The organism is Paenibacillus sp. ATY16 (genome assembly GCF_003399985.2).
GTDB classification, from domain to species: Bacteria; Bacillota; Bacilli; order Paenibacillales; family Paenibacillaceae; genus Pristimantibacillus; species Pristimantibacillus glycanilyticus.
Genome location: NZ_NMOK02000023.1, coordinates 1 through 23,561, shown reverse-complemented (window position 1 = coordinate 23,561; position 23,561 = coordinate 1). Strand labels below are relative to the sequence as shown.

The window sequence follows — 23,561 nt, the reverse complement described above, 5'->3', positions numbered from 1 at the left end:
ATGGTTGAAATCCTATAATATTCGTAACATAATAGGTATTAGCAGACAACAATAAGTTTTAGGATTTTGGAAAAACAAAATCCTATCGAGGTGAAATGATGCTATCAACCAATGCGGAGTCCTTAATTGTCTATGAAGCGCTGGCAAGCGAGGTGCGTTTGAAAATTATTGATAAATTGTTCGAGAGGGAGCGCCATGTGAAGGAGCTCGCCTCCGAGATGTTTCTAAGCAGCGCGGTCATCAGCGGCCATATCCGCAAGCTGGAGCAGGCGGGAATTGTCGGCAGCAAGATGAAGCGGATTGACGGAGGAACTTACAAGTATTGTTATATCAAGTCTGAATTTCTTCAGATCAAGCTGTCTCCCAATGTATCATCGTCATTAAGCTTTCATGGGCTGTCCGTGCCAATCGGCCACTACACCGACTATGAGGCATGGCCAACCTGCGGGGTTGCAACCACGGAGAAAATGATCGGACAGTATGATAATCCGGCCTGCTTCATGGACCCGGAGAGGGTAAACGCGGGAATCCTGTGGCTTGCAAGAGGGTGGGTGGAATATAAAATTCCTAATTACCTTTATAAGGATCAGCGGCTGCACGAGATCGAGATTTCCTTCGAAATCGGCTCCGAGGCTCCTCGCGTCAATGAGAATTGGCCATCGGATATTCATTTCAGTCTTAACGGAAAATCGCTTGGCGTATGGACAAGCCCGGGAGATTTCGGGAAAACGAGGGGAAGGCTTACTCCGGATTGGTGGTCCAGCGACGTCAATCAATACGGCCTGTTGAAGGTGCTCCGGGTCAAGGAGACAGGCTCGTATATCGACGGTTTGAAAATTTCGGACATAGGTCTTAAAGATATCGGGACCGGCGCGATCAACTGGACTTTCCGCATTGCGGCTGAAGATACCGGACGCGGAAGGGGAGGACTAACCCTATACGGAAAGGGCTTTGGGAATTACGATCAGGATATTGTTTTTAGAAGTTTTTACGTGTAAATCCGCTTACGAAAGAGGCCGCACCTGCTGCGGTCTCTTTCTATTTGCCCGATTGGAGTGATAAACGAACGTACAGGCAATAATAGGCAAAGCCGATCTTTAGGATTCGTTATCAATGTTTAGTATTCGTTATATCGCCTGAACCGGCGATCCAGTAATGTTAAGGATGCTTAATAAAAATTTTTCGACGCAAATCGACGTTGCTTTTGAGGCAAGGCCGATTCCGCTTGAAGGAGAGAAGAGTAAGGCATGAAAAAGCTGCAGCTCTTACAGACCGGATGGGCTGGATTATTGGTCATTGCAGCGTTAGCCGGATGCAGTAACAGTAACAGTCCGGCCAAACAGTCGGGCTCAGCAGAGAACGAAGCAAAGCCCGGAGATGGAATCCAAGGCCGAACGATTACGTTCGTAACCGGATCCCATCCCTGGGTTGACGTCATTAAGCCGTTAATTCCCCAGTTCGAGAAGGAAACCGGCATTAATGTGCGGATCCAGGGCTATTTCGAGGATCAGCTGACACAAAAGCTGACGGTGCAATTCACGGCGCGCTCGGAAACGCCTGATGTGTTCATGTACCGGCCGTTGCAGGAAGGCAAGCTTTTCTTCCAGAGCGGCTGGCTTGAACCGCTTGATGCTTATGCAGGGCAGGATGCGGAATACGATTTGGGCGATTTCTCGCCGCAATCGATCCGTTCTTCAACGGTAGACGGCCACCTAGCCGGCATTCCGATCGTGACGGAGCAACAAATATTGTATTACCGGAAAGATTTGCTGAAGGAAGCCGGGATTAAGGTTCCCGCTACTATCGATGAGCTTGAAGAAGCGGCGGCGAAGCTGAATCATCCGGAGCAAGGCGTTTACGGCTTTGTAGCCAGAGGACAACGGAGTCCGCTAGTGACGCAGGTCTCGTCGTTTCTTTACTCCGAAGGCGGAGATTTTATCAAGAACGGCAAAGCAGCGATTAATTCTCCGGAAGCGATCAAAGCCTTTGAGACCTATGGCGGTCTTCTTCGAAATTACGGGCCGCCTAATGCGATCAACATGTCCTGGCCTCAGGCAAGCGCTTTTTTTGCGCAAGGGAAGGCCGCGTTATACACCGATGCCAATTCGATCTACCGCGCGCTGGATACGGAAGAGTCGAAGGTGCGGGGAAATGTCGGCTTTGCGCCGTTTCCTTCGGGGACAAAAGGTTCCATGCCGTACAACATTACGTCCTGGGGGCTTGCCATTAACCCGAAATCGCCGAATAAACAGGCGGCATGGGCATTTATCAAATGGGCAAGCGGAAAGTCAGTCATGCTGCTTACTCAGCAGGCGGGCAATCCCGGACCAAGATCGTCGGTATGGAAGGATCCGCGGGGCACGATTGGCTTCCCGGAGCAACTGGCAGCCGTATTCCGGCAAACGGTTAACGGAGGCATCGATCACGACCGGCCTCAGACCGTTGATGTAGCGGCAGCGCGGGAGCAGGTAGGGAAAATCGTGCAAATGGTCATCACGGGAGAGACGGACATCCGGCAATCGGCCGATCAGGCGAATGCCGCTCTGCAGGCTCTCCTTGATGAGGAAGCGGAGTAACCAAGATGCCGCGCCGATTATCGATTTTCAACAAGATTGCCTTCACCATCATCCTGCTTCTAGTACCCGTTGTGCTGCTATACGGTTATTCGAACCGGATTGCAACCGGCGTTGTGGAAGAGCAGATGCGTTCTTCCAGCTTGAGCAAGCTTGTTTTCTTTATGGATCAAATGGACGGAACGATGGAAAATTTGTCGATGTTCCCGGTCATCTTAAGCGATGATCCGCATATTCGCGATTTTCTGTCTCCCGCCCAACGCGAGCCGGAAAGCGTTTTGCTGAAGGAGCAGGCCAGACTAACGGAAAAGCTGGGACTGCAAAGCGTATCCAGCTCATGGTCAAACGATTTAACCTTTGCTTTTCCGGAGAAGAATCTCGTTCTCTCCTCGAATATTTACTTAAACGGCAGCGAAGTCCAATCACCGGGGAGAATGATCAAGAAGGATTGGATTTACGAGCGGGACAGCTCGCGCGGTTATCCGATTGATACGTTCGTCCGCGAGACAGGAGTTCCTGCCGCTGCCGTAAAGGTTGAAGACGCGGAAGCGGTTATTCAGGTCCGTTTTCCCGTCCAGAATATTAGCGACATGCTTGATTTATACAAGAAGGAGAACCGGGGCGACCCGTTTCTGTTCCGATCTAATGAGGAGCCTGTACGCAACAGCACGTATGCGGAAGTGTCTTCCGCCAAGGTCATTCGGGAGCTTGCACACGGGAGCCTCGGACAAAGCGGTCAACGGATCTTGAAGATGGATGGACAGACGTATCTGGTCAGTTACGCGAAGTCGCGCCAGTTAGGCTGGTATTTGGTTGATTACGTACCGGTCGAACGGATTGTAGCCCCTATCATTCAGGCCAGGAACTGGTTTTACGGTTCAATCGCTTTTCTGGTTTTGATTGGGCTGCTGGCCTCCGTTCTGCTCTACCGCAATGTTCAGATCCCGTTGTCCAAGATGATTGCCGGTATCAAACGGATGAAGGGCGGCGATTTGTCCTGGCGGATCGGCTATAAGGCTAATAACGAATTTGATGACTTGATTCGTCATTACAACGAAATGGCCGGCCAGATTCAGCGGTTGATCGAGGATATATACAGCGAAAAGCTAAGATCCAGGGAAGCGACGTTGAAGCAGCTGCAGTCGCAGATTAATCCTCATTTTCTGTATAACTCGCTGTTCTTTATTATCAACTCGGCGATGATGGAGGACCGGGATTCGGTTATTTCGATGTCCGAAAATCTGGCCGAGTTTTACCGGTATACGACCAGGGTGGACAATCAGCTGTCAACGGTGGGAGAGGAGCTGGATTTCGTCCGGCATTACCTGAATATCCATACGCTGAGGATGGGGCGGCTAGCCTTCGAGATCGATGTTCCGGATGCCCTGCTAGAGGAGCCGCTTCCCCGTCTGACCCTGCAGCCGATCGTCGAAAATGCGATTGTGCACGGGATTGAAGGCCGGATCGGCGGAGGGCTTATCACCATTAGCGGCAGGCAAGAGGGTGATTATAACCTTCTTGAAATTGCCGATAACGGAGCGGGAATGACCGGCGAGGAACGGCTTAGGCTGGAAGCGCTGCTAGACGAGAAGGAAATGGGCGACGAGATCGGATGCGGCACCTGGAACGTGCATCAGCGGCTGCAGGGCCGGTTCGGAAAAGGCTCGGGGCTTCGTTTCCGGCATGTTGCGGATGGAGAAGGTCTTGTCGTTACGGTAGCGTGGCTGAAGAGCGAGGTAAATGCCAAGGCAGGGAATAACGATCGGTTGGAGGGTGAAACGGAATGGCCCAGCTCTTAATTGTGGATGACGAAGCGCATGTCGTCGACCGTCTGGCGACAACGGTCGATTGGGAATCCGTGGGCATCGATCAGGTGTACAAGGCGTATTCCGGTCAGGAAGCGCTTGAGCAGCTTCATCAATTCTCCATCGATATCGTCATTACGGATATCCGCATGCCGGGGATGTCGGGGCTGCAGCTTATTTCCGAGATCAAGCGGCAATGGCCGAAGACCAAAAGCATCCTGTTGTCGGGCTATTCCGAATTCAACTATGCGAAGCAGGCTATGCAGTTCCAGACCGAGGACTATCTGCTCAAGCCGGTTAAGACCGCGGATCTCTTGTCAACGGTGGAACGCGTGCTTCTAAAGCTGAAGCAGGAGTGGGAAGAAGTGATCTCCGCCCAGCGGATGACGTATACGCTGAAGGAGCATCTGCCCCTGTTAAGGGCAAGCCTGTTGCAGGAGCTGCTGCAGGGAAAGCTGTGGAGCAGACAGATGCTTCGGGAGAAAATGTCGCGGTTAGAGCTTGGCGACCGGGATTGGGAGCGATTTTCGCTGATGGCTGTTCGGCTGGATGACCGGTTCGGGGAGTTTGCCGAAGAGGACATGTCCTGGAAGGAATATGCGGTTGCCAATATGGCCGAAGAGCTGTTCGGCGGTCGTTACTCGCTTTGGCATGCGAAGGATGCCCATGATTATCTCATCTTTCTGCTGACCCCTGAGGATGTAGCGGAAAGGGATGATCCGGGCTGGCTTGAGCGTACGGCATCGGTGCTGCAATCCGCCATAGGGGTCTACTTGAAAGGAAAGATATCCGTTCTGGTAAGCGGCGCGGGAGCTTTTCCGGAAGATGTTCCCGGCTTTTATAACCGATCCATTACGGCTTTCCGCAACCGGATCGGGCAGGAGCCGGAGCAGTTCATGCGTCTGGAGGAGAAGGAAAGCGAGCCTGCGGCAATCCGGTCGTTGGACTGTCTGTACGAGCCGCCGGCATTGATTCATTTGCTGGAAGCCGCGAGATGGGAAGCGGTAGAAGAGAGGTATAAGCGTATTTTCGCGGGAGTGGAGGGCAGTGTATCCGTTTCCGAAGAGCATCTGCTCGAAATTTATTTTACGATGGCTTCGGCCTATGCTTATATCGCCCATAAGAACGGACGTCTTCTAAACGAAACACTTGGTACCGATTACAACCGGATGACGACCGGCATGCCGCTTCGGACCGTGCAGCATCTCCGGGAATGGGCCTTCCGTACCCTGAAAGCGTTGCAGGAGGATATGGCGAAGGAAACAAAGGACAACCGCCATACCTTGATCGAGAGAATTAGAAGCTTTATAGACGACAACGTGACCGGCGATATCTCGCTTCAATCGGTAGCCGATTACGTCAAGCTGCATCCCGTCTATGTATCCAAGGTATACAAGCTGGAAACAGGCGAGAACTTAAGTGATTACATTCAGCGCGCGAAGATGGAAGAAGCCCAGTCCATGCTGCGGCGCAGCGATGAGAAGGTCTATGTCATTGCCGCCCGGCTGGGCTATCAACGGCCGCATTCCTTCATCAGCGCCTTTAAGAAAACGTTCGGCATGACGCCGCAGGAATACCGCGACGGTCAGCCGCAATAATCCATTTCAGGGGGAACTAACACCATGTTGCTATTTATTGTACTCGCAGCGATCGTTGTGCTGCTGCTGCTCATTACGGTTGCCAAGCTTAACCCGTTTGTCGCTCTTATCATTACGGCGATCGGCACAGGGCTTGCCGCGGGAATGCCTATTGTGGCTACCGAAGACCAGACCGGCATCATTGATTCCATCAAGACCGGGATGGGGAATACGCTAGGCTTCCTCGCGATTGTATTGGCGCTTGGCACAATGCTCGGAAAAATGATGGCTGAATCCGGCGGCGCCGAGCGGATCGCACGAACCTTGATCGGATTGTTTGGAGAGAAGAGAGTCCATTGGGCGATGATGTTTGTTGCGTTTATCGTAGGAATTCCCGTCTTCTTCCAAGTTGGTTTTGTCTTGCTTGTACCGCTTATTTTCACGATTGCGAAACAAACGGGTCTTTCGCTTGTCAAAATCGGCGTACCGCTGGTAGCCGGCTTATCCGTCGTTCACGGTCTGGTGCCTCCGCATCCGGCTGCCATGGCTGCCGTTGGCATCTTTAATGCCGATATCGGCAAGACGATTTTGTATTCGATTATCGTTGGTCTGCCGACGGCAATCGTTGCCGGACCGCTGTACGGCAGCTGGATTGGCAAACGAATTCATAAGGAAGTACCGAAGGAAATGGGAGATCAGCTTGCGGAAACCGATGAGAACCGCGAACTGCCCGGTTTTGCCAATACGCTCATCACGATTCTGATTCCGGTATTCCTGATGCTAATTGCCACATTCGCGGACGTATTCGTGGAAAGCGGCTCCCTTGCGAAGGATGATACTCTATTCCTTGCCGCGAAATTTGTAGGCGATCCGGTTGTGGCGCTTCTGATTGCAACGGTATACTCGTTCTTCAGCTTAGGCTTTGCCCGCGGTATCAGCCGCGAGAAAGTATTGAAATTTACGAACGACTGTCTCGCCCCTACGGCAACGATTCTGCTTGTTATTGGCGCGGGCGGCGCGTTTAACCGCGTGCTGCTGGATTCCGGCATCGGCGACTACATCGCTGATCTTGCTACTTCTTCGCATGTATCGCCTATTCTGCTTGGCTGGGGCATCGCGGCGATGATCCGGATCGCAACCGGTTCCGCAACCGTCTCGATGATGACGGCTGCGGGTATCGTGGCTCCAATCGCGGCAGCAATGCCGGGAACCAACGTGGAGCTGCTTGTACTCGCAACCGGCGCAGGCTCGCTTATTTTGTCCCATGTGAACGACTCCGGCTTCTGGCTGATCAAAGAATATTTCGGCATGACGGTGAAGGAAACGCTCCTGACCTGGACAGCGCTGGAAACGATTATTTCCGTTGTGGCGCTTGTGCTCATTATGGCGTTGAACGCCGTCGTTTAAAGATAGAAGGCATGGTTGGATAGAGAGAAAGGAGAGTGAGCGGCATTGGCTTCCTCTTACGTAATTGGAACGGATATCGGGACAACAAGCACGAAATCCGTATTGTTTGACAAGGCCGGACAAGTCATCGCGACTCATACGATCGAATACCCGCTGTACTCGCCGAAGCCCGATGTAGCGGAGCAGGATCCGGACGAGATTTTCCGCGCGGTAGTTGGCACGATCAAGCAAGTGGTTGCTCTTGGCGGCATAGGCGAGGAAGGCGTATTGTGCGTATCGTTCAGCTCGGCGATGCATAGCGTGATCGCGGTTGATGGCGAAGGCCGTCCGCTGACGCGCTGCATCACTTGGGCAGACAACCGCAGCGCGATGTGGACGGAGCGGATCAGGAACGAGATGAACGGCCATCAGATTTATTTGCGCACGGGTACGCCGCTGCATCCGATGGCTCCGTTGTCCAAGCTGGTATGGCTGCGCAACACGCAGCAGGAACTGTTCGCCCGCGCGCACAAGTTTATCTCCATCAAGGAGTACGTGTTCCATCAGTTGTTCAGCCGGTACGTGATTGACTATTCGATTGCATCGGCAACGGGAATGTTTCATTTATCCCAGCTGGGCTGGGATGCCGAAGCCTTGCAGGTGGCAGGCGTTACGCCCGAGCGGTTATCCGAGCCTGTGCCTACGACCTATGCGCTGGAAGGCATGAAGGCGGAATGGGCCGCCGAGATGGGGCTGCCTGCTTCAACTCCCTTCGTTGTTGGAGCCAGCGACGGCGTATTGTCCAACCTTGGCGTGAATGCGATTGAGCCGGGAACCGTTGCCGTAACAATCGGAACAAGCGGGGCAATCCGGGCCGTAACGGACCGGCCGGTCACCGATCCGAAAGGACGGATCTTTTGTTACGCGTTAGCCGAGAATATGTGGGTGATTGGCGGTCCGGTTAACAACGGCGGGATGATATTCCGATGGCTGAGAGATCAGCTTTGCGCCGCGGAGACCGAGACCGCTAAACGGCTCGGCAAGGATCCGTACGATATTCTAACGGAAATTGCCGCGCGCGTGCCGGCGGGAGCAGACGGTTTGTTGTTCCATCCTTATCTCGCGGGCGAAAGAGCTCCGCTGTGGGATGCCAATGCAAGAGGCTCGTTCTTTGGCCTTGGCCTGCAGCATAAGAAGGAGCATATGATCCGCGCGGTGCTGGAAGGCGTAATTTTTAACCTCTTCACGGTGTATATGGCACTGGAGGAGCTGATTGGCCATCCGACGAAAATCCAGGCAACCGGCGGTTTTGCCCGCTCGGAGCTGTGGCGTCAGATGATGTCCGATATTTTCGAGCAAGAGGTCCATGTGCCGGAAAGCTTCGAAAGCTCATGCCTTGGCGCGGCGATCCTAGGCTTGTACAGCATTGGCGAGGTAGATTCGCTTCATGTCGTGTCGGGCATGATGGGAACTTCCCACAAGCATTTGCCTGAACAAGCCAACGTTGAACGTTACAAGGAGCTGAGCCGGATCTACGTCCGGGTATCCAGGCTGCTTACGCCAGAATACAAAGAAATTGCCGCTTATCAGAAAAAGTGGACTTAAGGGAGGAAGAGCCTGCGCGAGCGGGCTCTTTTTTTATGGGTGGATGGCAGAAGTCTCTCCGAATTGGCTGGTTACAGTTTTTCCATTTGGTCCTATTATGGGCTGAAGGAGGGATGTGCCTTGCGATTTTTCACTACGGGAATAATGTCTGCCATGCTTGCTTGTACCGGAGGCGCAATCCTGCTTGTCCAAGCGGCGGATCGGGCCGGAATGTCCGATCACGAGCTTTTATCTTGGTTTTTTGCCGTTTATGTCGCTGGCGGTGTGTTAAATACGATACTCACTCTTAAGTATAAAATGCCCTTTGCGGGAGCGCATTCCATTACGGGGATTGCCTACATTGGATCCATTGCCGCCCATTATACGCTGCCGGAATTAGCCGGGGGATTTATACTGTCGGGAGTCATCATGATTGCGGCTGGCAGTACGGGGATTTTTGGACGGGCTCTGCCTTTGATTCCCAAGCCTATAATCGATGCCTTATTGGCGGGGCTGTTATTATCCTATGTCTGGGGAATGATTCCGTCTTCCGTACAGCTTCCGCTATGCGGCATCCTGGCCGCAGCCGGGTATTGGCTGATTCCTCGTTATACGCGGTTCCTGTCGCCGGCCTTATGGGCAATGATCATGGGATTTGTTGGTTTGCTTCTTCAGCAGCGACTTCCATGGGCGGCTGTGCAAGGCTTACCGTTTGAGCTTCCCGCGCCGATCATTCCCGAATTTTCGACTACCGCTATATTTTCCATTGCAATCCCCTTGTCGTTTATCGTGATGAGCAATGACCTGGCAGTGGCTCTTACCGCCCTAAAAAGCCATGAGTATGATCCGTCGGTCAACCGTGTCATAAGCGCTTCCGGCTTGGCATCCGTAGCTGCCGGACTGTTCGGCGGGCATGCGGCAAACGTGGGTGGGATGATGACGGCTCTCTGCAGCAGTCCCGAAACAGGCTGGCCATCGCGACGGATTGGCGCGGCAATCACCTCGAACGTTCTGGTTATCCTCTTCGGGCTATTCGCTTCGAAATTGATCGGTTGGATTCAGATTTTGCCTGCCCCGTTTATCGCTTTGATGACCGGTATTCCGTTGCTTGGCCTTTTTATGAAGTCAGTCAAATCGGCCGTGCAGCTGCGTCCATACATCGTTCCGTCCACCGTTACCTTTGTCCTGGCCGCTTCGCATCTTCATTTGTTCGGCATATCGGCTCCCTTATGGGCATTGCTGGCGGGAGTTGTGCTATTATATGTTAGGCAGAAGTTTGCGAACAGAAAAGGTGGCATGCAAGATGAAGTATGATTTTGATGAAGTCATTAACAGGAAAAACACGAACAGCTTTAAGTGGGACTCAGCGAAGGACAAAGAAGATATTGTACCCATGTGGGTTGCAGATATGGATTTCAAGGCAGCGGATCCCATCCTTCGGGCATTGGAGAGCAAGCTCCAGCATGGGGTATTCGGTTATGCCCATTTGCCGGACGCCTATTATGAAGCGGAAATCAACTGGTGGCAGAAGAGACATGATTTCCAGATTGAAAAAGAATGGATAGCCTTCAGTCCCGGCGTTATTCCGGCTTTGGCCGCTATTATTCAAGCTTTTACAAGCCAGGGAGACAAGGTGCTTATTCAAGCTCCGGTATATAACAGTTTCTATACAACCATTGCCAATAACCGCCGCGAGATCGTCGAGAATGAACTGATCCATACGGGCGATTCCTATGAAATCGACTTTGAGGATTTCGAGAGGAAGGCTTCGGATGAAGCCGTTAAGCTGTTTATTTTGTGCAATCCCCATAACCCGGTAGGAAGAGTGTGGCGGAAGGACGAGCTTGAGCGGTTAAGCGCCATTTGCCAAAAGCATGGGGTTCTTGTTGTAGCCGATGAAATTCACAGGGATCTGGTGTTTGAAGGACAGCCTTATGTTCCGTTTGCTTCGATAGACGCGATCAACTCGATCACCTGTACCTCTCCGAGCAAAACCTTTAATATTGCCGGATTAAAGATGGCGAACATCATTACCGCCAATAAGGAATACAAGGATAAATTCAAGAAGGATCTGCTTATGAGGGGCGTTCATGAACCAAACACTTTTGGGGTGGAAGCTTTAATCGCTGCGTACAATAAGGGAGACGAGTGGCTGGATCAGCTGCTGGTTTATCTGAAAGCCAACCGTGACTATTTCCTTTCATATATTCAAGAAAAACTGCCAAGGCTAAAGGTAATCACGCCGCATTCCACGTACTTAATGTGGGTGGATTGCCGAAATCTCGGGATTGGGTCAGAGGAGCTCAGCCGCAGATTGTTTGACGAAGCCGGTCTTCGGATTAACGAGGGTTCGACTTACGGCAAAGCCGGAGACGGGTTTATCCGCATTAATATCGGCTGTTCGCGCGCGATTTTGACAGAAGGCTTGAATAGACTCGAAAATGTAATTAAGACAATTGAATAAAGGTCGATCCGTGTCATTCGCCGGTTCCAACTTCAAGTTGGAGCCGGCTTTTTTATGTTGGCTATCCTGGAATATTACTCCAGAATTACGACGCATTATAGTGTGGTCATTTCCTTAAAATGTCCGTTTTCTACAATTGACCATTCCTTAATAATCCTTTTATAATGACGCTGTAAGCTTACATTAACGATAATGTTAACGTAAATGGAGGTGCGAGAGAGCTCAAAACGCAAAAAATCCATCATGACTTGCAACATTGGTTGAAAGAAAAAGAGTGGGGATCTTTAACCAATTTGAGGGAGGTAAGTCTATGAGAAAATCGGCAGGTGTGGCATCGGCAACTTTATTAGCGCTTTCGGTCTTGATGGCCGGCTGCGGAAGCAGCAACGGGAATAACGGCAATAGCGGTATTAACGGTAATTCGGAAGCGAAAGAGTCTTCCGGCAATACGGCAACGACTTCCGCAAATACTCCGGCCAATAGCGCCGGCGGGGAAGAACCGGTGAAGCATGATCCGGTGACGCTGAAATATACGTTCTGGGGAAGCCCGAACGAGAAGAAGGTACAGGAAGCGGCGATTAAATCGTTTACGGAGAAATATCCGTGGATCAAGGTGAATACGCTTCATATCCCGGACTCCTATACGACCAAGCTGACAACGATGGCTTCTTCGAATCAGATGCCGGACATTGGACTCCTGAATGGCGATGTTGCGCTGGAATGGGCATCGCAGGGGCGGATCTATAACATTATGGATTTCCTTGCGAATGATCCGGATGTCAGCGTAAACGATATTTTGCCAAACACGATGTATTACTGGGAGGAAGGAAAGCTGGCAGGCGTTAACGGCGCGCTTGAAGCCTTCGCTTTGTTCTACAACAAGGAAGCCTTTACGGACGCGGGTCTGCCGCTTCCGCCTACAAAAGCCGACGAGGCGTATACCTGGGATCAATTCGTGGAGACGGCGCAAAAGCTGACGCTGGACCAAAAAGGGCGGAATGCGCTTGATCCGGATTTTGATCCGAGGTCGATCAAGCAATTCGGAGTAACGATGCCTCTCTGGGCCTACATGAACGGCGTCGTGTCAAACGGCGGACAGTTCGTGAACGAGGACGGGACACAGTTCAAGCTGGCTGATCCGGAAGCGGCCGAAGCGATTCAGCAATGGGCCGATCTGATTAACAAATACCATGTCGCTCCGTCGCCTACCCAGTCGAAGAACATTCCTTCCGGCGCCAATGCGTTGTCCTCCCGCAAGGTGGCAATGACGCTTGACGGCCAGTGGAGTCTGGTTGATCTTGGCGCGGCGAAAAAGCTGAACTTCGGCATTGGCGTAGCTCCCGTCATGAAGAACAAAGCGACGATGACCTTAGGCGAACCGATCGTGATCTTCAAAGATACCAAACACCCGGAAGAAGCTTGGATGCTGTACAAGTGGATGATGAATCCGGAGAACACGCTGGAGCTGCAAACAAGCGGACTGTGGATGCCGGTTCTGAAAAAATGGTACGAGAATGCGGATCTGGTTGCGAAATGGGCGGCCGGCAATCCGGCTCATCCGGAAGGCTACCAGGATGCGGTAATGAGAAACGCCTTTGACAACGGCTTTCCTAATACATCCTATTACGTGAAGAACTTGTCCAAAATAAACAGCATTATCGACCCGGCTCTCGAGCAGGTCTGGCTTGGCAAAACAACGGCGCAGGAAGCATTAACCAAGATCAAACCTCAAGTGGAGAAAGAGCTGAAAGGGGTTTATACGGAGCGATGATCACCGGGAGGAAGCTTTGGAATAAAGAGGCTAGGGCCGGCATTTTGTTCGCGTCACCGGTTATTGCCGGATTTCTGATCTTCGTCCTGGGGCCGATGATTGCCAGCTTTATATTCAGCTTGTCGGAATACAACGTCATAACTCCCTTGAAATTTACCGGCTTCTCCAACTATTCGGATCTGTTCGACGGTAAGGACCCGCTATTTTACAAGTCGCTTGGCGTTACGGGCTATTATGTCATCTTGAGCGTGCCTTTGCAGATTTTGCTGGCGTTTATGGTGGCGCTGCTGCTTAATCAACCGATTAAAGGGAAGGCGTTCTTCCGCACCGTCTTTTATATGCCAACGATTGTGCCCGCAGTAGCTTCGTCGATGATCTGGTTGTGGCTGTTTGATCCGGATCTTGGTCTGCTTAACCAGCTGCTCAAAGTATTCGGGCTTCCTGGACTGCAGTGGATTTATTCGGAGAATCTGGCCGTACCGTCCCTGGTTTTGATGAGCCTATGGACGATCGGGGGAACAATGGTTATTTTCCTGGCCGGGCTTCAAGGCATTCCGAAGCATTTGTATGAATCGGTAGAGGTAGACGGCGGCGGACCTTTTCATAAACTGTTCTCGATTACGATCCCGCTGATGACGCCTACGATTTTCTTCAACCTCGTTATGGGATTCATCGGAAGCTTTCAGGTGTTCGGGCAGGCCTACATTATGACGCAGGGCGGGCCGAACAACGCAACGTTGTTCTACTCTTATTACCTATACCGGGAAGCATTCGAGTTCTCCAGCATGGGAAGCGCATCGGCAATTGCCTGGATCTTGTTCCTGGTTATTCTGGCGTTGACCTTGACGGTGTTCAAGACATCGGCGTTATGGGTGTACAGCGAAAGCGAGGGGAAACGATGATTAGAGGCCGGTTCTTATCCAAATCCATCATCTATTTGCTGCTCGCTGCCGGAACTTGTCTTTGTCTGTTTCCTTTCTATTGGCTGCTTCGAAGCTCGTTTATGGACCAGTCGGATATCTTTGTCATCCCGCCGATCTGGATCCCCCATGACTGGCTGATCAGCAACTATCGGGAGGCGCTCACGATTCTGCCGTTCAACCGGTATTTTCTGAATACGTTAATTATCGTTGTGCTGGAGGTATCCGGTGTTGTGTTGTCGAGTTCGATCTGCGCTTATTCGTTCGCCAGACTGCGGTGGCCGGGAAGAAACCTCGTATTTATGGTCATTCTGACGAGCATGATGCTTCCCGGAGCGGTGACGCTGATCCCTCAATACGTCGGATGGGCGAAGCTTGGGGCGACCAACACGTTTATCCCGTTGACGCTGCCGGCATGGTTCGGCGGAGGTGCGTTTAACGTATTCCTGCTCAGGCAGTTTTTTATGACCATTCCGAAAGAGCTGGATGAAGCCGCATTGGTGGACGGGGCGGGTTACTTCCGGATATACAGCCGGATTATGCTGCCGCTTCTAGTGCCGGCGCTTGTCGTAGTCGGCTTGTTCTCTTTCCTGAACGGCTGGAACGACTTTATGGGTCCGCTCATTTATTTGAGCGACGAGAAACTTTATACCCTTGCGCTGGGTCTGCAAACCTTCAAAGGCATGTATAACGCGCAGTGGCATTTAATGATGGCGGCGACAACGGTCGTGCTTCTGCCGGCGATGCTGGTCTTTTTCCTCGGGCAGAAATACTTTGTCGAAGGCATCGTCATGACCGGATTAAAAGGTTAACAAGCTGTTCTCCTCTAGATAATTGACTCCAAAAATTTCAAGTGCTAATCTATTTATCAAACAAGAGAGTCTAGCAAACACATTCTAGTAGCTGGGGGAGAAAGCATGGAAGGCAGGAAAGTGACACTGAAGGATCTGGCCGTCAAAGCCGGGCTTTCGGTCAACACCATCTCAAGAGCTCTGAAGGACAAAGAGGATATCGCAGCCTCCACCCGGCAGATGATTAAGGATTTAGCCAAGGAAATGGGATATGTCGGCAACGCGGTTGCCGGTTCGCTCCGGTCGGGTCTGACCCGCACGATCGCGGTTATCGTCAGTGATGTAGCCAACCCGCACTTCGGCATTATGGTGAAGGAAATCGAAAAGTCGGCGCGCAAGCATCATTACACGATCTTTGTCATTAACACGGAAGATGACTACGAGATGGAAGAGAGGGCCATATACACCGCTATCGGCAAAAATGTGGATGCGATCATTATCTGTCCTTCCCAGCGCGGAGCCGATAACATCCGGTTTCTGCAGAAGAACGGCGTGCCGTTCGTGCTGATCGGCAGAAGGTTCAAGGATGAGCCGGAATTCGATTACGTGATCTGCGATGACGAGAAGGGCGGGTATCTCGCAACCAAACATTTGATCGACAACGGACATAAGAGAGTGTTGTTCCTGAACGGGCCCATCCGGATTTCCAGTGCGCAGGAGCGGCTTGAAGGCTATAAGCGGGCGCATGAGGAAGCGGGCTTGCCGGTACTCGAGGAGCTCATTATCGAGGTCGGGGCTTCCGCGGGAGATACAAGGCAGGTTATGAAGCAGCTTATCGAGCAGCAGACGGCGTTTACCGGGATCTTTGCCTTCAATGATGTAATTGCCTGGGAAGCGGCATACGTATTAAGCAAGCATAGCTTCAAAGTACCGGAAGATTATTCGGTTATCGGCTTCGACAATATCCAGTCGCGGATTTTTATTCCGTTCCAGCTGTCCTCGGTGAGCAATTCCAAGGGCAAAATGTCCAAACGGGCCGTCGATATTGTTCTGCACAAGATCAATCATCCGGATTCGAAGCAGAAGTTTAACGAAATTATCGATACCAAGCTGGTTTTAAGGGAAAGCACCAGATAAACGCAGATGGGATGCGGGATGCGCCCCTTTTTACCCTTAGACATGAACGATAATGTGAACGGTTAAGGAGATGGAAGAAGATGAGTCAAGTTATCCATGTACCACAAACAATGAACATTCCGCTTTTTGTAGGCCAAGGTAAAATCGAATACGGCGAGAAGCCGGTACCCGTACCGGGCAAAGGACAGCTGCTGCTGCAGGTAAAAGCGAACGCTCTTTGCGGCTCGGACCGCAGCCAGTTCTATGACGGAAGCGATACCGTTCCCGGTCACGAAGCGGCGGGGATTGTCGTTGGCGCAGGTGTTGGTGCAGCAACGGCCATCGGGACGCCGGGAGTTGTGTTCCTGATGGACTTCTGCGGGGAATGCCGCAGCTGCAGGCTGGGCTTCACGAACCAATGCCTGAATAAGAGAGCGGATTACGGCTTCACGCATGATGGCGGTTATACGCCTTATATCGTTGTTAATGAAAACGTCTTCTTCCCGATTGATCCGTCTATTCCGCTGGCTGAGGCGACTATGCTTCTCGATATTATGGGCACGGGAGGACACGCCATTAAGCGTGCAAAGCTGGTTCATCCGGATATTCAGTCCGTTCTTATTGCGGGAGCCGGTCCTATCGGTCTTGGCGTGCTTGCCATGGCGAAGCTGCTGCTTGGAGAAGAAACTCCGGTCTTTATTATGGATTACGTCGATTATCGTCTGGAGCTTGCGGAGAAGATGGGAGCTATTCCGGTGCAGCTGGCGAATCAGTCGGTTCAGGAGGTCATCAAGGCTGCCGGTCTTGAAGGTACGGATATTGCCATAGATACAAGCGGCAAAACCTCCGGCCGCCGTACGTCTCTCGATGCGCTTAACCAGCGCGGCGTGCTGGTCTGCGTGGGTCATGGGCAAGAGCTGAATCTCGGCGTATCGAATGATCTGATTGCTCCCGAACGCGCGGTGCTCGGAAGCGAATATTTCCAATATAACGAGCTGGCGGAGAATCATGCCCTTATTCTTGAGCATCTTCCTTACTTGCAGCAGATTATTACGCATCGATACGGCCTGAATGAAATTCAGGAGGCTTACGAGCTGTTCTTCCAAGGCAATACCGGAAAGGTGTTAATCGAACAATGAATAATGCGGACAAAAAGCTAAAAGTAGCCTTAATCGGTGCCGGAGGAGCAATAAGCAGCCGAGGAAGATCGGAAGGGTTCCAATCGGCAGGCAGCTGGGGCCTGCAGCATGCACGGATCTGGGAAGCGAGACCGGACGTGGACTTCTGCGCAATCGTAGGACGCAATGCTGCCCGGACCGAGGAAAAAGCGGAGTTGTTCGGAACTAAAGCGTATACGAGGATTGCCGATATGCTTGAAAAAGAAACGCCGGATTTGGTCAGCATGTGCCTGCCGAATCAGGGGCATTTCGAAGCGACGTTGGAGGTTATTCAGGCCGGTTATCCGTTATTGGTCGAGAAGCCGCTGGTGTTCAGCTTGAAGGAAGCCGACATTCTTCTTAATGAAGCTGCTAAACGGAACGTCTTTTTCGCCATCAACTTCAACCACCGGTTCGCCAAGCCGGTACAGCTGGCGCATGCTGCCATTCAGGGAGGAAAGCTCGGCGAGCTTTCCTTCGCAACCTGGCGCTTTGGCGGAGAAGGAAGCAGCGATCATCCGCATGCCAATCTCATCGAAACGCAGTGTCACGGCTTTGATATGCTTGAGTATTTATGCGGTCCGGTTGATACGGTTGTGGCGGAAATGACGGATAAGACGGGGGGCGGTTACCGGACATTGTCGCTTGCCTTACGGTTCGAGAACGGAGCTGTCGGCAGTCTGGTCGGAAGCTATGATTCTTCCTATGCTTATCCGGATACGCACCGCGTCGAGATTAACGGATCGCTTGGCCGCTGCGTTATTCAGGATACGGTGAAGAAATATACGTATCATGCCGCAGGCAACGAGGTCGGGGAAAGCTGGGAAGCGGGTTATTTCAACGACGCGGACCGCGATTTCCACCATACGTTTGATTACCATGTCGATGCGTTGCTTCAGGCTTTGCGTAACGGCGAAGCGCCTCCGGTTCATGCTTCGGCGGGTTACCGGGCTTTATTAATCGCGGAAGCGGCGATTGAATCCTATAAGCTTGGGCGTAGAGTTCGGGTAGAAAAGTAAAAGCCGAAGAGGTGGATAAACGTTGCTAAAGCTCTTCGTATCGGATATTGACGGCACTTTGATGGACAGAAACAAACTGATTCGCAAGGAGGATATCGACGCCATCCGCTTGGCCCATCGGCAGGGCGTTCACATCTGTCTGGCGTCCGGACGGATGCATGAGGAGATCAAGGTCGTTATGGAGCTGCTTGGCGTACCGTGTTACGCGGTTTGCCAGAACGGGGCAACCATTGTGGACCAGGATGGAACCGTCATTCGGGCCAGTACGTTCCAGGCTGATCTGGCGCTTGACGTGCAGCAGCTGATAGCGCCGGCCGATCTGGTTACCGTTATTTGCGGCAGCGAGGGCAATTACGTTGCCAGGCAAACGGCAGAGACGGAGCGTGTAGGAACGCGCTTCCTGACACCGTTAATCGAGCGCCGCCAAGTCATTGAAGATATGGCAAACGGAATGCCCGTCACGAAGTTTTCCGTCTATGGTGAGGTTCCACTGTTAGAGCGGATGCTTGAGACTTTGGATGAGCGTTTCGCAGACCGGATTACGGCATCGTTCTCCGACCCTGACGGCATTGATGTCATGCCCGGCGGCGTAGATAAAGGCGCGGCTGTCGAAGCTCTAATGCAATTATTGGATATCCGCAGGGAAGAGACGGCATGCATTGGCGATTCGTTTAACGATTTGGCGATGTTCCGTATTTGCTCCCGCAGCTTTGCCATGTCCCATGCCCACGGTACAGTTCTGACTACGGCTACCCATCGAGCGGATACCGTTGGTCAAGCTTTGAAAGAATTGCTCGCGGTTTAACGATACGAATACAATTCCATTCCATGCGAAGGGGTGTTCAAGTTTGACTTCCAAAGCAGCTCAACTTAAGAAGAAACCAACAACCTACAAGTATCAGACGGTGCACAACGTGCCCGTTCAAGCCGTCCGCATCCAGGATGCGTTCTGGAATCCGAAATTAAAGGTGCTGCATGAAGTAACCGCCTATGATGTGCTCCGCAAATTCGAGAATGACGGAGCGATGCGAAATTTCGATTTTGTAGCGGAGGGATCGGGCGGATTTCATTCCGGGGAGCCTTGGTTTGATGGGCTCGTCTATGAAACGATCCGCGGGATCTCCGATATTCTGGCCGTATCCCAGGATGAGCGTTTGGATGATAGAGTAGACGATATTATTCAGAAAATTGTCCTTGCCCAAGAAGCTGGCGATGACGGATACATCAATACCTATACGCAGCTTGACCGTCCCGGCCAGCGCTGGGGCGAGAACGGCGGATTCCTGAGATGGCAGCATGATGTGTATAATGCCGGCTGCCTGATTGAAGCAGCGGTTCATCATTATAAGGCGACGGGCAAAACAACCCTGCTTAAAGCAGCGGTTCAGTACGCCAATCATATGAGCGGCATTATGGGGCCTCCGCCGAAACGGAACATTGTCCCGGCCCACTCGCTGCCGGAGGAGGCGGTTCTGAAGCTGTATCAGCTGGCTTTGGATGAGCCTGAGCTTGGCGCGGTAATGAAGGTTCCTTTTGTTGCATCGGATTATCTGGAGCTTGCTGCATTCTGGATTCATAACCGGGGCAATCATGAAGGCAGATACTCGCATGGCGGGGAATATGCGCAGGATCACAAGCCGGTGCTGGAGCAGGAGGAAGCGGTCGGGCATGCGGTTCGCGCGACTTTGTTGTACACGGGTCTGACGGCTCTCTATTTATGCACGGGTGAAATGCCTTACCTGGAGACCGCAAGGAAGCTGTGGGATAACATTTCGTACCAGAAATCGCATATTACCGGCGGTGTTGGAGCGGTTCACCATGACGAGAAGTTTGGCGCAAACTATGAATTGCCGGATAACGGCTATTTGGAGACTTGCGCCGGCGTTGGCATGGGCTTCTTCAGCTGGAATCTGTTCCTTGCAACCGGTGAAAGCCGCTATATCGACAAGCTGGAGACGATTATCTACAATATCGTGCTGGCGGGACGTTCGATGGACGGGCATAAATACTTTTACGAAAATCCGCTGGTCAGCAAAGGCGGCCATAACCGCTGGGAGTGGCATAGCTGCCCTTGCTGCCCGCCGATGATCATGAAGCTTTTGCCTGAGCTCGCTTCCTATATTTACGCCTATGACGGCAAGGGAGCATTCGTTAATCTGTACATCGGAAGCGTAAGCGAATTGCTTATCGGGGAGGTGACTGTAACGGTTAAGCAGCAGACGAATTATCCGTGGTCGGGAGCAGTTGGAATTACGGTTACGCCGGAGCGGGATGCCGAGTTTGACTTGAGGCTGCGCATTCCGGAATGGTGCGGGCAGTATGCGATCCGCGTGAACGATCAAGCAGTAAGTTATGAGTTGGAAGACGGATATGCCGTCTTGCACCGGGTATGGTCGCCGGGGGACCGGATACAGCTTGAACTGGATATGCCCGTTCATTTGGTAGAGGTTCATCCGAATGTAACGACACATGCGGACAAAGCAGCCATCCGGCGCGGACCTGTGCTGTATTGTCTGGAGTCGGTGGATAATGAAAAAGTGGAAAACGGCAGCATTCTCTATACCCGCGAAGCGCTGCGAGAGAATCATATGGACCGCAAGCTGCCGATTCAGCCAGTATTCGAAACGGAGCATGACGCAAGCTTCTTCGACGGCGCCGTTATCATCCGGACAACGGATGCGGACGGCCGTCCAATTACGGCGGTTCCTTATCCATACTGGAATAACCGTTCCCGGGGCACGATGGTCCTCTGGCTGCAGCATGAGCATCCCGTCCGCCAAGAAGGCTGGGAGAATAAGCTGTACCGCATAATCGAATAGAATGGGCAAGGCGCCTTAGCAATTAAATTGCAAGGCGCCTTTTCTTTACAGCAAGACGGTGCGTACCGCTTCTTCTTCCTCCGGGGTTAGAGGAGTGAGAGGTTCGCGGAAGCCGCCCGCTATGATCCCTTCAGCTGCAAATTGGTGACGGATAACTCTGACCCAGCCGATGCTGCCGAGCCGTTCAAGCTTAGGTTGAATAACTGCAAGGTTTAACAAAGCTTCTGCTTGTTGTCCCGAGCTTAGCAGAGTAACGATTACTTTCATTTCTGTAGGGAAAAGGCTGCCTGCGACGCTCGTTAGGCCGTTATAACCTTTCGAGAAATAATCTGCAATGGTAGCGTCGATTCCGGACAACACCTGAAAGTCTGCTCCAAGCTCTTCTGTAATGCCTCTAACGACATCAGGATTGCCGGCTTCTTTTAGCGCTTTAATTTGAGGGAACTTCTTAGCCAGGGCTATTAAGGTTTGAGGCTCCAGATTAAATCCCGTTCGTACCGGATTATTGTAGAGCATCACGGGCAGTGCCGTCGCTGAGCATACCGCTTCAACATATAAAGCGGCTTCACGTTGGCTTGGGCGGACATAAGGCGGAAAGCCAAGCATAATGGCCGCATGTCCGGCTTTTTCAGCCTCCGTCGCAAGTCGGACCGCGTCACGAGTCCGGATCGCCGCTACTCCCGCGTACAAAGGAGTGTCTGCAGGAGCGGCTTGCCTGGTCCGTTGATAGAGAAGGATTCTCTCCTCCAAGGACAAGGAATGCTGCTCCCCGGTTGAGCCTCCAACTAGCAGGGCAGGAACCTGTTGCTTTACATAATATTGAACCATTTGATGAATTCCTTGTTCGTCAATCGTGTCATCCTGACGGAAAGGCGTAATGATGGCTACGCTATAAGGCGAAAAACGGAATGTAGACATATTTGCTGCCTCCTTAATGAAGAAAGAAAGGATTCTTTTTCGCTATACTAGCATATCGAATGATTGATAGGAAGGCTGGAATTCGTTATAGTTGGTGTTAGATGTTATTTCCAATATTAGGGAGGAGGGCGTCGGCGAGCATGCAGCAAACCATGATAGCAACGGAAAAGTTTAATCCTCGCAGTTCTCTAATTGCGATAATCACAAGTGTGCAGGAAAGACTAAAGCAATTATATGCTTGGAGCGGGAATCTAACGGATGCCGGCAGTAGATGGGAAGCGGATCAATTCTCAGAACGGAAAACAAATGGAGAGTGCTCTACATGCAGCGGCAGTCCGGCAATGATTGACATTGATCCCCGCCGCATGATTGCTTCGGAGCTGTCTCTTAAGCGCGGTGCCGTCCTATTATGGGCAGGCACAAACTGCGGACCCGTCGAAATGATGAAGCAATTGTCCGAAGTGCTTGGCATCAGCTATGATCGTCCGTTGGCAGAGCAAGATCCTCTCTTTATTGAGATTTTATTGTACGGTTATAAGAAAGAACTCCTAACTTATACGCACAGATCTAAACTCAAACAGGGCTTCTACAGGGGTTGCGTGAACGATGTTAAGTTTCTGAGAGACTCCGGCACAACAAGCAAAGGCAATCTAAAAGCTATTGATTATTTTTCAGGCTCGGTTCATTGCCCGGATTGCAGCCAAAGCAGTCATTACGACACGGAATGCTTGTCTGTTACGATAAATGGTCTGACGATTAATGAGACTTCGAGATTGTCTATTCAAAAGCTATTGTTGTTTGTCCGTGATCTTATACCTCCTAATAAAGCAACAGTTTCGCTTCCTATATTGCTAGAATTGGAAGAGCGCCTGTTGCATCTAAATAAAATTGGCTTAAGCTATTTGTCTCCTGTTTACCACGCCAACCTGGAGGGATCCTGTTGAAAGTTCAAGCCGTATTCTTTGATTTGTTCGAGACTTTAATTACCGAGTTTGAGAACGGCGTACGGAAAGCGCCGCGTTCGAATCATTTTGTCGGGCAGTTGGGGGTTGATACCCATCTGTTCGAGCAAGAGTGGAAAAAGAGGCAAGAGCGGAGGATGAACGGGACATTTCCGGATTTCCCTTCCGTATTAAGAGATATTTTGAGTACGCTTGGACATGAAGCAGCCGAAGAAATCATCGATAACATTCATAATGAACGGATTGCTTCCAAGTCCGTCCCGTTCAACCAGATAGAGCCGGCTATTCTGGACATGCTTGAGCAGCTTCGCTCGTCTGGAATTAAACGATGTCTGATTAGCAATTGTGCGCCGGAAGAGGTATCTTCATGGGAAACCAGCGAACTAGCCGCTTACTTTGACGATGCGATTTTCTCTTATGCGGTAAATACCGCCAAGCCTGAGCCCCGCATTTACCAGCTTGCTTGCGAACGGATCGGAGTGCCGCCGTCTGCCGCCTTATTTATTGGCGATGGAGGCTCTGATGAATTGTCCGGCGCGTCAAGCTCCGGCCTGCAGGCTTACCATGCGACCTGGTTTCTTCCCGAAGAAAGAGCGGGAAAATGGACGGAGTTTCCAAAGCTCAGAACCCCGTCCCAACTAATCGAACTCATCTCCCGATAGAAAACAAGGGGGTGTCCCATAAGTCATGAAAATGACG

19 protein-coding genes are annotated in these 23,561 nt (G+C 51.6%); 18 read left to right on the top strand and 1 reads right to left on the bottom strand.

Annotated elements, in window-relative coordinates; translation table 11 throughout:
* Positions 1 to 95 precede the first annotated feature (95 nt).
* From CFI03_RS13065 to CFI03_RS12990, 16 genes are all read left to right on the top strand, one after another.
* Complete coding sequence (locus CFI03_RS13065; RefSeq protein WP_164775469.1) at positions 96 to 998, top strand: ArsR/SmtB family transcription factor; 903 nt, start codon at positions 96 to 98, stop codon at positions 996 to 998.
* A gap of 249 nt (positions 999 to 1,247) precedes the next feature.
* Positions 1,248 to 2,576: an ABC transporter substrate-binding protein gene (locus CFI03_RS13060; protein WP_248757547.1), complete on the top strand. Its 1,329-nt coding sequence runs from the start codon at positions 1,248 to 1,250 to the stop codon at positions 2,574 to 2,576.
* Positions 2,577 to 2,581: 5 nt separating this feature from the next.
* The gene (locus CFI03_RS13055) at positions 2,582 to 4,372 is read left to right on the top strand and encodes a sensor histidine kinase (protein ID WP_248757546.1); all 1,791 of its coding nucleotides are present in this window, start codon (positions 2,582 to 2,584) and stop codon (positions 4,370 to 4,372) included.
* On the top strand, positions 4,357 to 5,976 hold the full coding sequence (locus CFI03_RS13050; protein WP_248757545.1) for a response regulator: 1,620 nt from the start codon (positions 4,357 to 4,359) through the stop codon (positions 5,974 to 5,976). Before CFI03_RS13055 ends, CFI03_RS13050 begins: the two co-directional genes overlap by 16 nt.
* A gap of 24 nt (positions 5,977 to 6,000) precedes the next feature.
* On the top strand, positions 6,001 to 7,362 hold the full coding sequence (locus CFI03_RS13045; RefSeq protein ID WP_248757544.1) for a GntP family permease: 1,362 nt from the start codon (positions 6,001 to 6,003) through the stop codon (positions 7,360 to 7,362).
* 45 nt (positions 7,363 to 7,407) lie between these two features.
* Complete coding sequence (gene gntK / locus CFI03_RS13040) at positions 7,408 to 8,946, top strand: gluconokinase (RefSeq protein ID WP_248757543.1); 1,539 nt, start codon at positions 7,408 to 7,410, stop codon at positions 8,944 to 8,946.
* A 120-nt stretch (positions 8,947 to 9,066) separates the two neighbouring features.
* Complete coding sequence (locus CFI03_RS13035; RefSeq protein ID WP_248757542.1) at positions 9,067 to 10,239, top strand: benzoate/H(+) symporter BenE family transporter; 1,173 nt, start codon at positions 9,067 to 9,069, stop codon at positions 10,237 to 10,239.
* Complete coding sequence (locus CFI03_RS13030; RefSeq protein ID WP_248757541.1) at positions 10,229 to 11,389, top strand: MalY/PatB family protein; 1,161 nt, start codon at positions 10,229 to 10,231, stop codon at positions 11,387 to 11,389. The genes CFI03_RS13035 and CFI03_RS13030 overlap by 11 nt, the downstream gene beginning before the upstream one ends.
* Before the next feature lie 310 nt (positions 11,390 to 11,699).
* On the top strand, positions 11,700 to 13,160 hold the full coding sequence (locus CFI03_RS13025) for an ABC transporter substrate-binding protein (protein WP_248757540.1): 1,461 nt from the start codon (positions 11,700 to 11,702) through the stop codon (positions 13,158 to 13,160).
* On the top strand, positions 13,157 to 14,062 hold the full coding sequence (locus CFI03_RS13020) for a carbohydrate ABC transporter permease (protein WP_248757539.1): 906 nt from the start codon (positions 13,157 to 13,159) through the stop codon (positions 14,060 to 14,062). Before CFI03_RS13025 ends, CFI03_RS13020 begins: the two co-directional genes overlap by 4 nt.
* Entirely contained in the window at positions 14,059 to 14,892 is an 834-nt protein-coding gene (locus CFI03_RS13015) for a carbohydrate ABC transporter permease (protein ID WP_248757538.1), read from the top strand. Before CFI03_RS13020 ends, CFI03_RS13015 begins: the two co-directional genes overlap by 4 nt.
* 105 nt (positions 14,893 to 14,997) lie before the next feature.
* On the top strand, positions 14,998 to 16,008 hold the full coding sequence (locus tag CFI03_RS13010; RefSeq protein ID WP_248757537.1) for a LacI family DNA-binding transcriptional regulator: 1,011 nt from the start codon (positions 14,998 to 15,000) through the stop codon (positions 16,006 to 16,008).
* A gap of 80 nt (positions 16,009 to 16,088) precedes the next feature.
* Entirely contained in the window at positions 16,089 to 17,126 is a 1,038-nt protein-coding gene (locus tag CFI03_RS13005) for a zinc-dependent alcohol dehydrogenase family protein (protein WP_248757536.1), read from the top strand.
* Entirely contained in the window at positions 17,123 to 18,163 is a 1,041-nt protein-coding gene (locus CFI03_RS13000) for a Gfo/Idh/MocA family protein (protein ID WP_248757535.1), read from the top strand. The genes CFI03_RS13005 and CFI03_RS13000 overlap by 4 nt, the downstream gene beginning before the upstream one ends.
* Positions 18,164 to 18,185: 22 nt before the next feature.
* Positions 18,186 to 18,968 carry an HAD family hydrolase gene (locus CFI03_RS12995; protein WP_248757534.1) on the top strand — a complete coding sequence of 261 codons (783 nt, stop codon included), beginning with the start codon at positions 18,186 to 18,188 and terminating at the stop codon, positions 18,966 to 18,968.
* Positions 18,969 to 19,011: 43 nt separating this feature from the next.
* Positions 19,012 to 20,982 carry a glycoside hydrolase family 127 protein gene (locus CFI03_RS12990; RefSeq protein ID WP_248757533.1) on the top strand — a complete coding sequence of 657 codons (1,971 nt, stop codon included), beginning with the start codon at positions 19,012 to 19,014 and terminating at the stop codon, positions 20,980 to 20,982.
* A gap of 45 nt (positions 20,983 to 21,027) precedes the next feature.
* On the opposite strand, the gene CFI03_RS12985 is transcribed toward CFI03_RS12990, so the two are convergent.
* Entirely contained in the window at positions 21,028 to 21,900 is an 873-nt protein-coding gene (locus CFI03_RS12985; RefSeq protein ID WP_248757532.1) for a dihydrodipicolinate synthase family protein, read from the bottom strand.
* Positions 21,901 to 22,040: 140 nt separating this feature from the next.
* Here CFI03_RS12985 and CFI03_RS12980 point away from each other — a divergent pair, with 140 nt between their 5' ends.
* Both CFI03_RS12980 and CFI03_RS12975 read left to right on the top strand, forming a co-directional pair.
* On the top strand, positions 22,041 to 22,844 hold the full coding sequence (locus CFI03_RS12980) for an excinuclease ABC subunit UvrA (protein WP_248757531.1): 804 nt from the start codon (positions 22,041 to 22,043) through the stop codon (positions 22,842 to 22,844).
* Positions 22,841 to 23,524: an HAD family hydrolase gene (locus CFI03_RS12975; protein ID WP_248757530.1), complete on the top strand. Its 684-nt coding sequence runs from the start codon at positions 22,841 to 22,843 to the stop codon at positions 23,522 to 23,524. Before CFI03_RS12980 ends, CFI03_RS12975 begins: the two co-directional genes overlap by 4 nt.
* Positions 23,525 to 23,561: the final 37 nt, after the last annotated feature.

Excerpts from the sequence above, each read along its gene's own strand:
- CFI03_RS13065 (WP_164775469.1), top strand. The coding sequence starts at position 96 with ATGATGCTATCAACCAATGCGGAGTCCTTAATTGTCTATGAAGCGCTG.
- CFI03_RS13020 (WP_248757539.1), top strand. The coding sequence starts at position 13,157 with ATGATCACCGGGAGGAAGCTTTGGAATAAAGAGGCTAGGGCCGGCATT.
- CFI03_RS13000 (WP_248757535.1), top strand. The coding sequence starts at position 17,123 with ATGAATAATGCGGACAAAAAGCTAAAAGTAGCCTTAATCGGTGCCGGA.
- CFI03_RS13030 (WP_248757541.1), top strand. The coding sequence starts at position 10,229 with ATGAAGTATGATTTTGATGAAGTCATTAACAGGAAAAACACGAACAGC.
- CFI03_RS12985 (WP_248757532.1), bottom strand. The coding sequence starts at position 21,900 with ATGTCTACATTCCGTTTTTCGCCTTATAGCGTAGCCATCATTACGCCT.
- CFI03_RS13060 (WP_248757547.1), top strand. The coding sequence starts at position 1,248 with ATGAAAAAGCTGCAGCTCTTACAGACCGGATGGGCTGGATTATTGGTC.
- CFI03_RS13015 (WP_248757538.1), top strand. The coding sequence starts at position 14,059 with ATGATTAGAGGCCGGTTCTTATCCAAATCCATCATCTATTTGCTGCTC.
- CFI03_RS13055 (WP_248757546.1), top strand. The coding sequence starts at position 2,582 with ATGCCGCGCCGATTATCGATTTTCAACAAGATTGCCTTCACCATCATC.
- CFI03_RS13045 (WP_248757544.1), top strand. The coding sequence starts at position 6,001 with ATGTTGCTATTTATTGTACTCGCAGCGATCGTTGTGCTGCTGCTGCTC.
- CFI03_RS13050 (WP_248757545.1), top strand. The coding sequence starts at position 4,357 with ATGGCCCAGCTCTTAATTGTGGATGACGAAGCGCATGTCGTCGACCGT.
- CFI03_RS13005 (WP_248757536.1), top strand. The coding sequence starts at position 16,089 with ATGAGTCAAGTTATCCATGTACCACAAACAATGAACATTCCGCTTTTT.
- CFI03_RS13010 (WP_248757537.1), top strand. The coding sequence starts at position 14,998 with ATGGAAGGCAGGAAAGTGACACTGAAGGATCTGGCCGTCAAAGCCGGG.
- CFI03_RS12980 (WP_248757531.1), top strand. The coding sequence starts at position 22,041 with ATGCAGCAAACCATGATAGCAACGGAAAAGTTTAATCCTCGCAGTTCT.
- CFI03_RS13025 (WP_248757540.1), top strand. The coding sequence starts at position 11,700 with ATGAGAAAATCGGCAGGTGTGGCATCGGCAACTTTATTAGCGCTTTCG.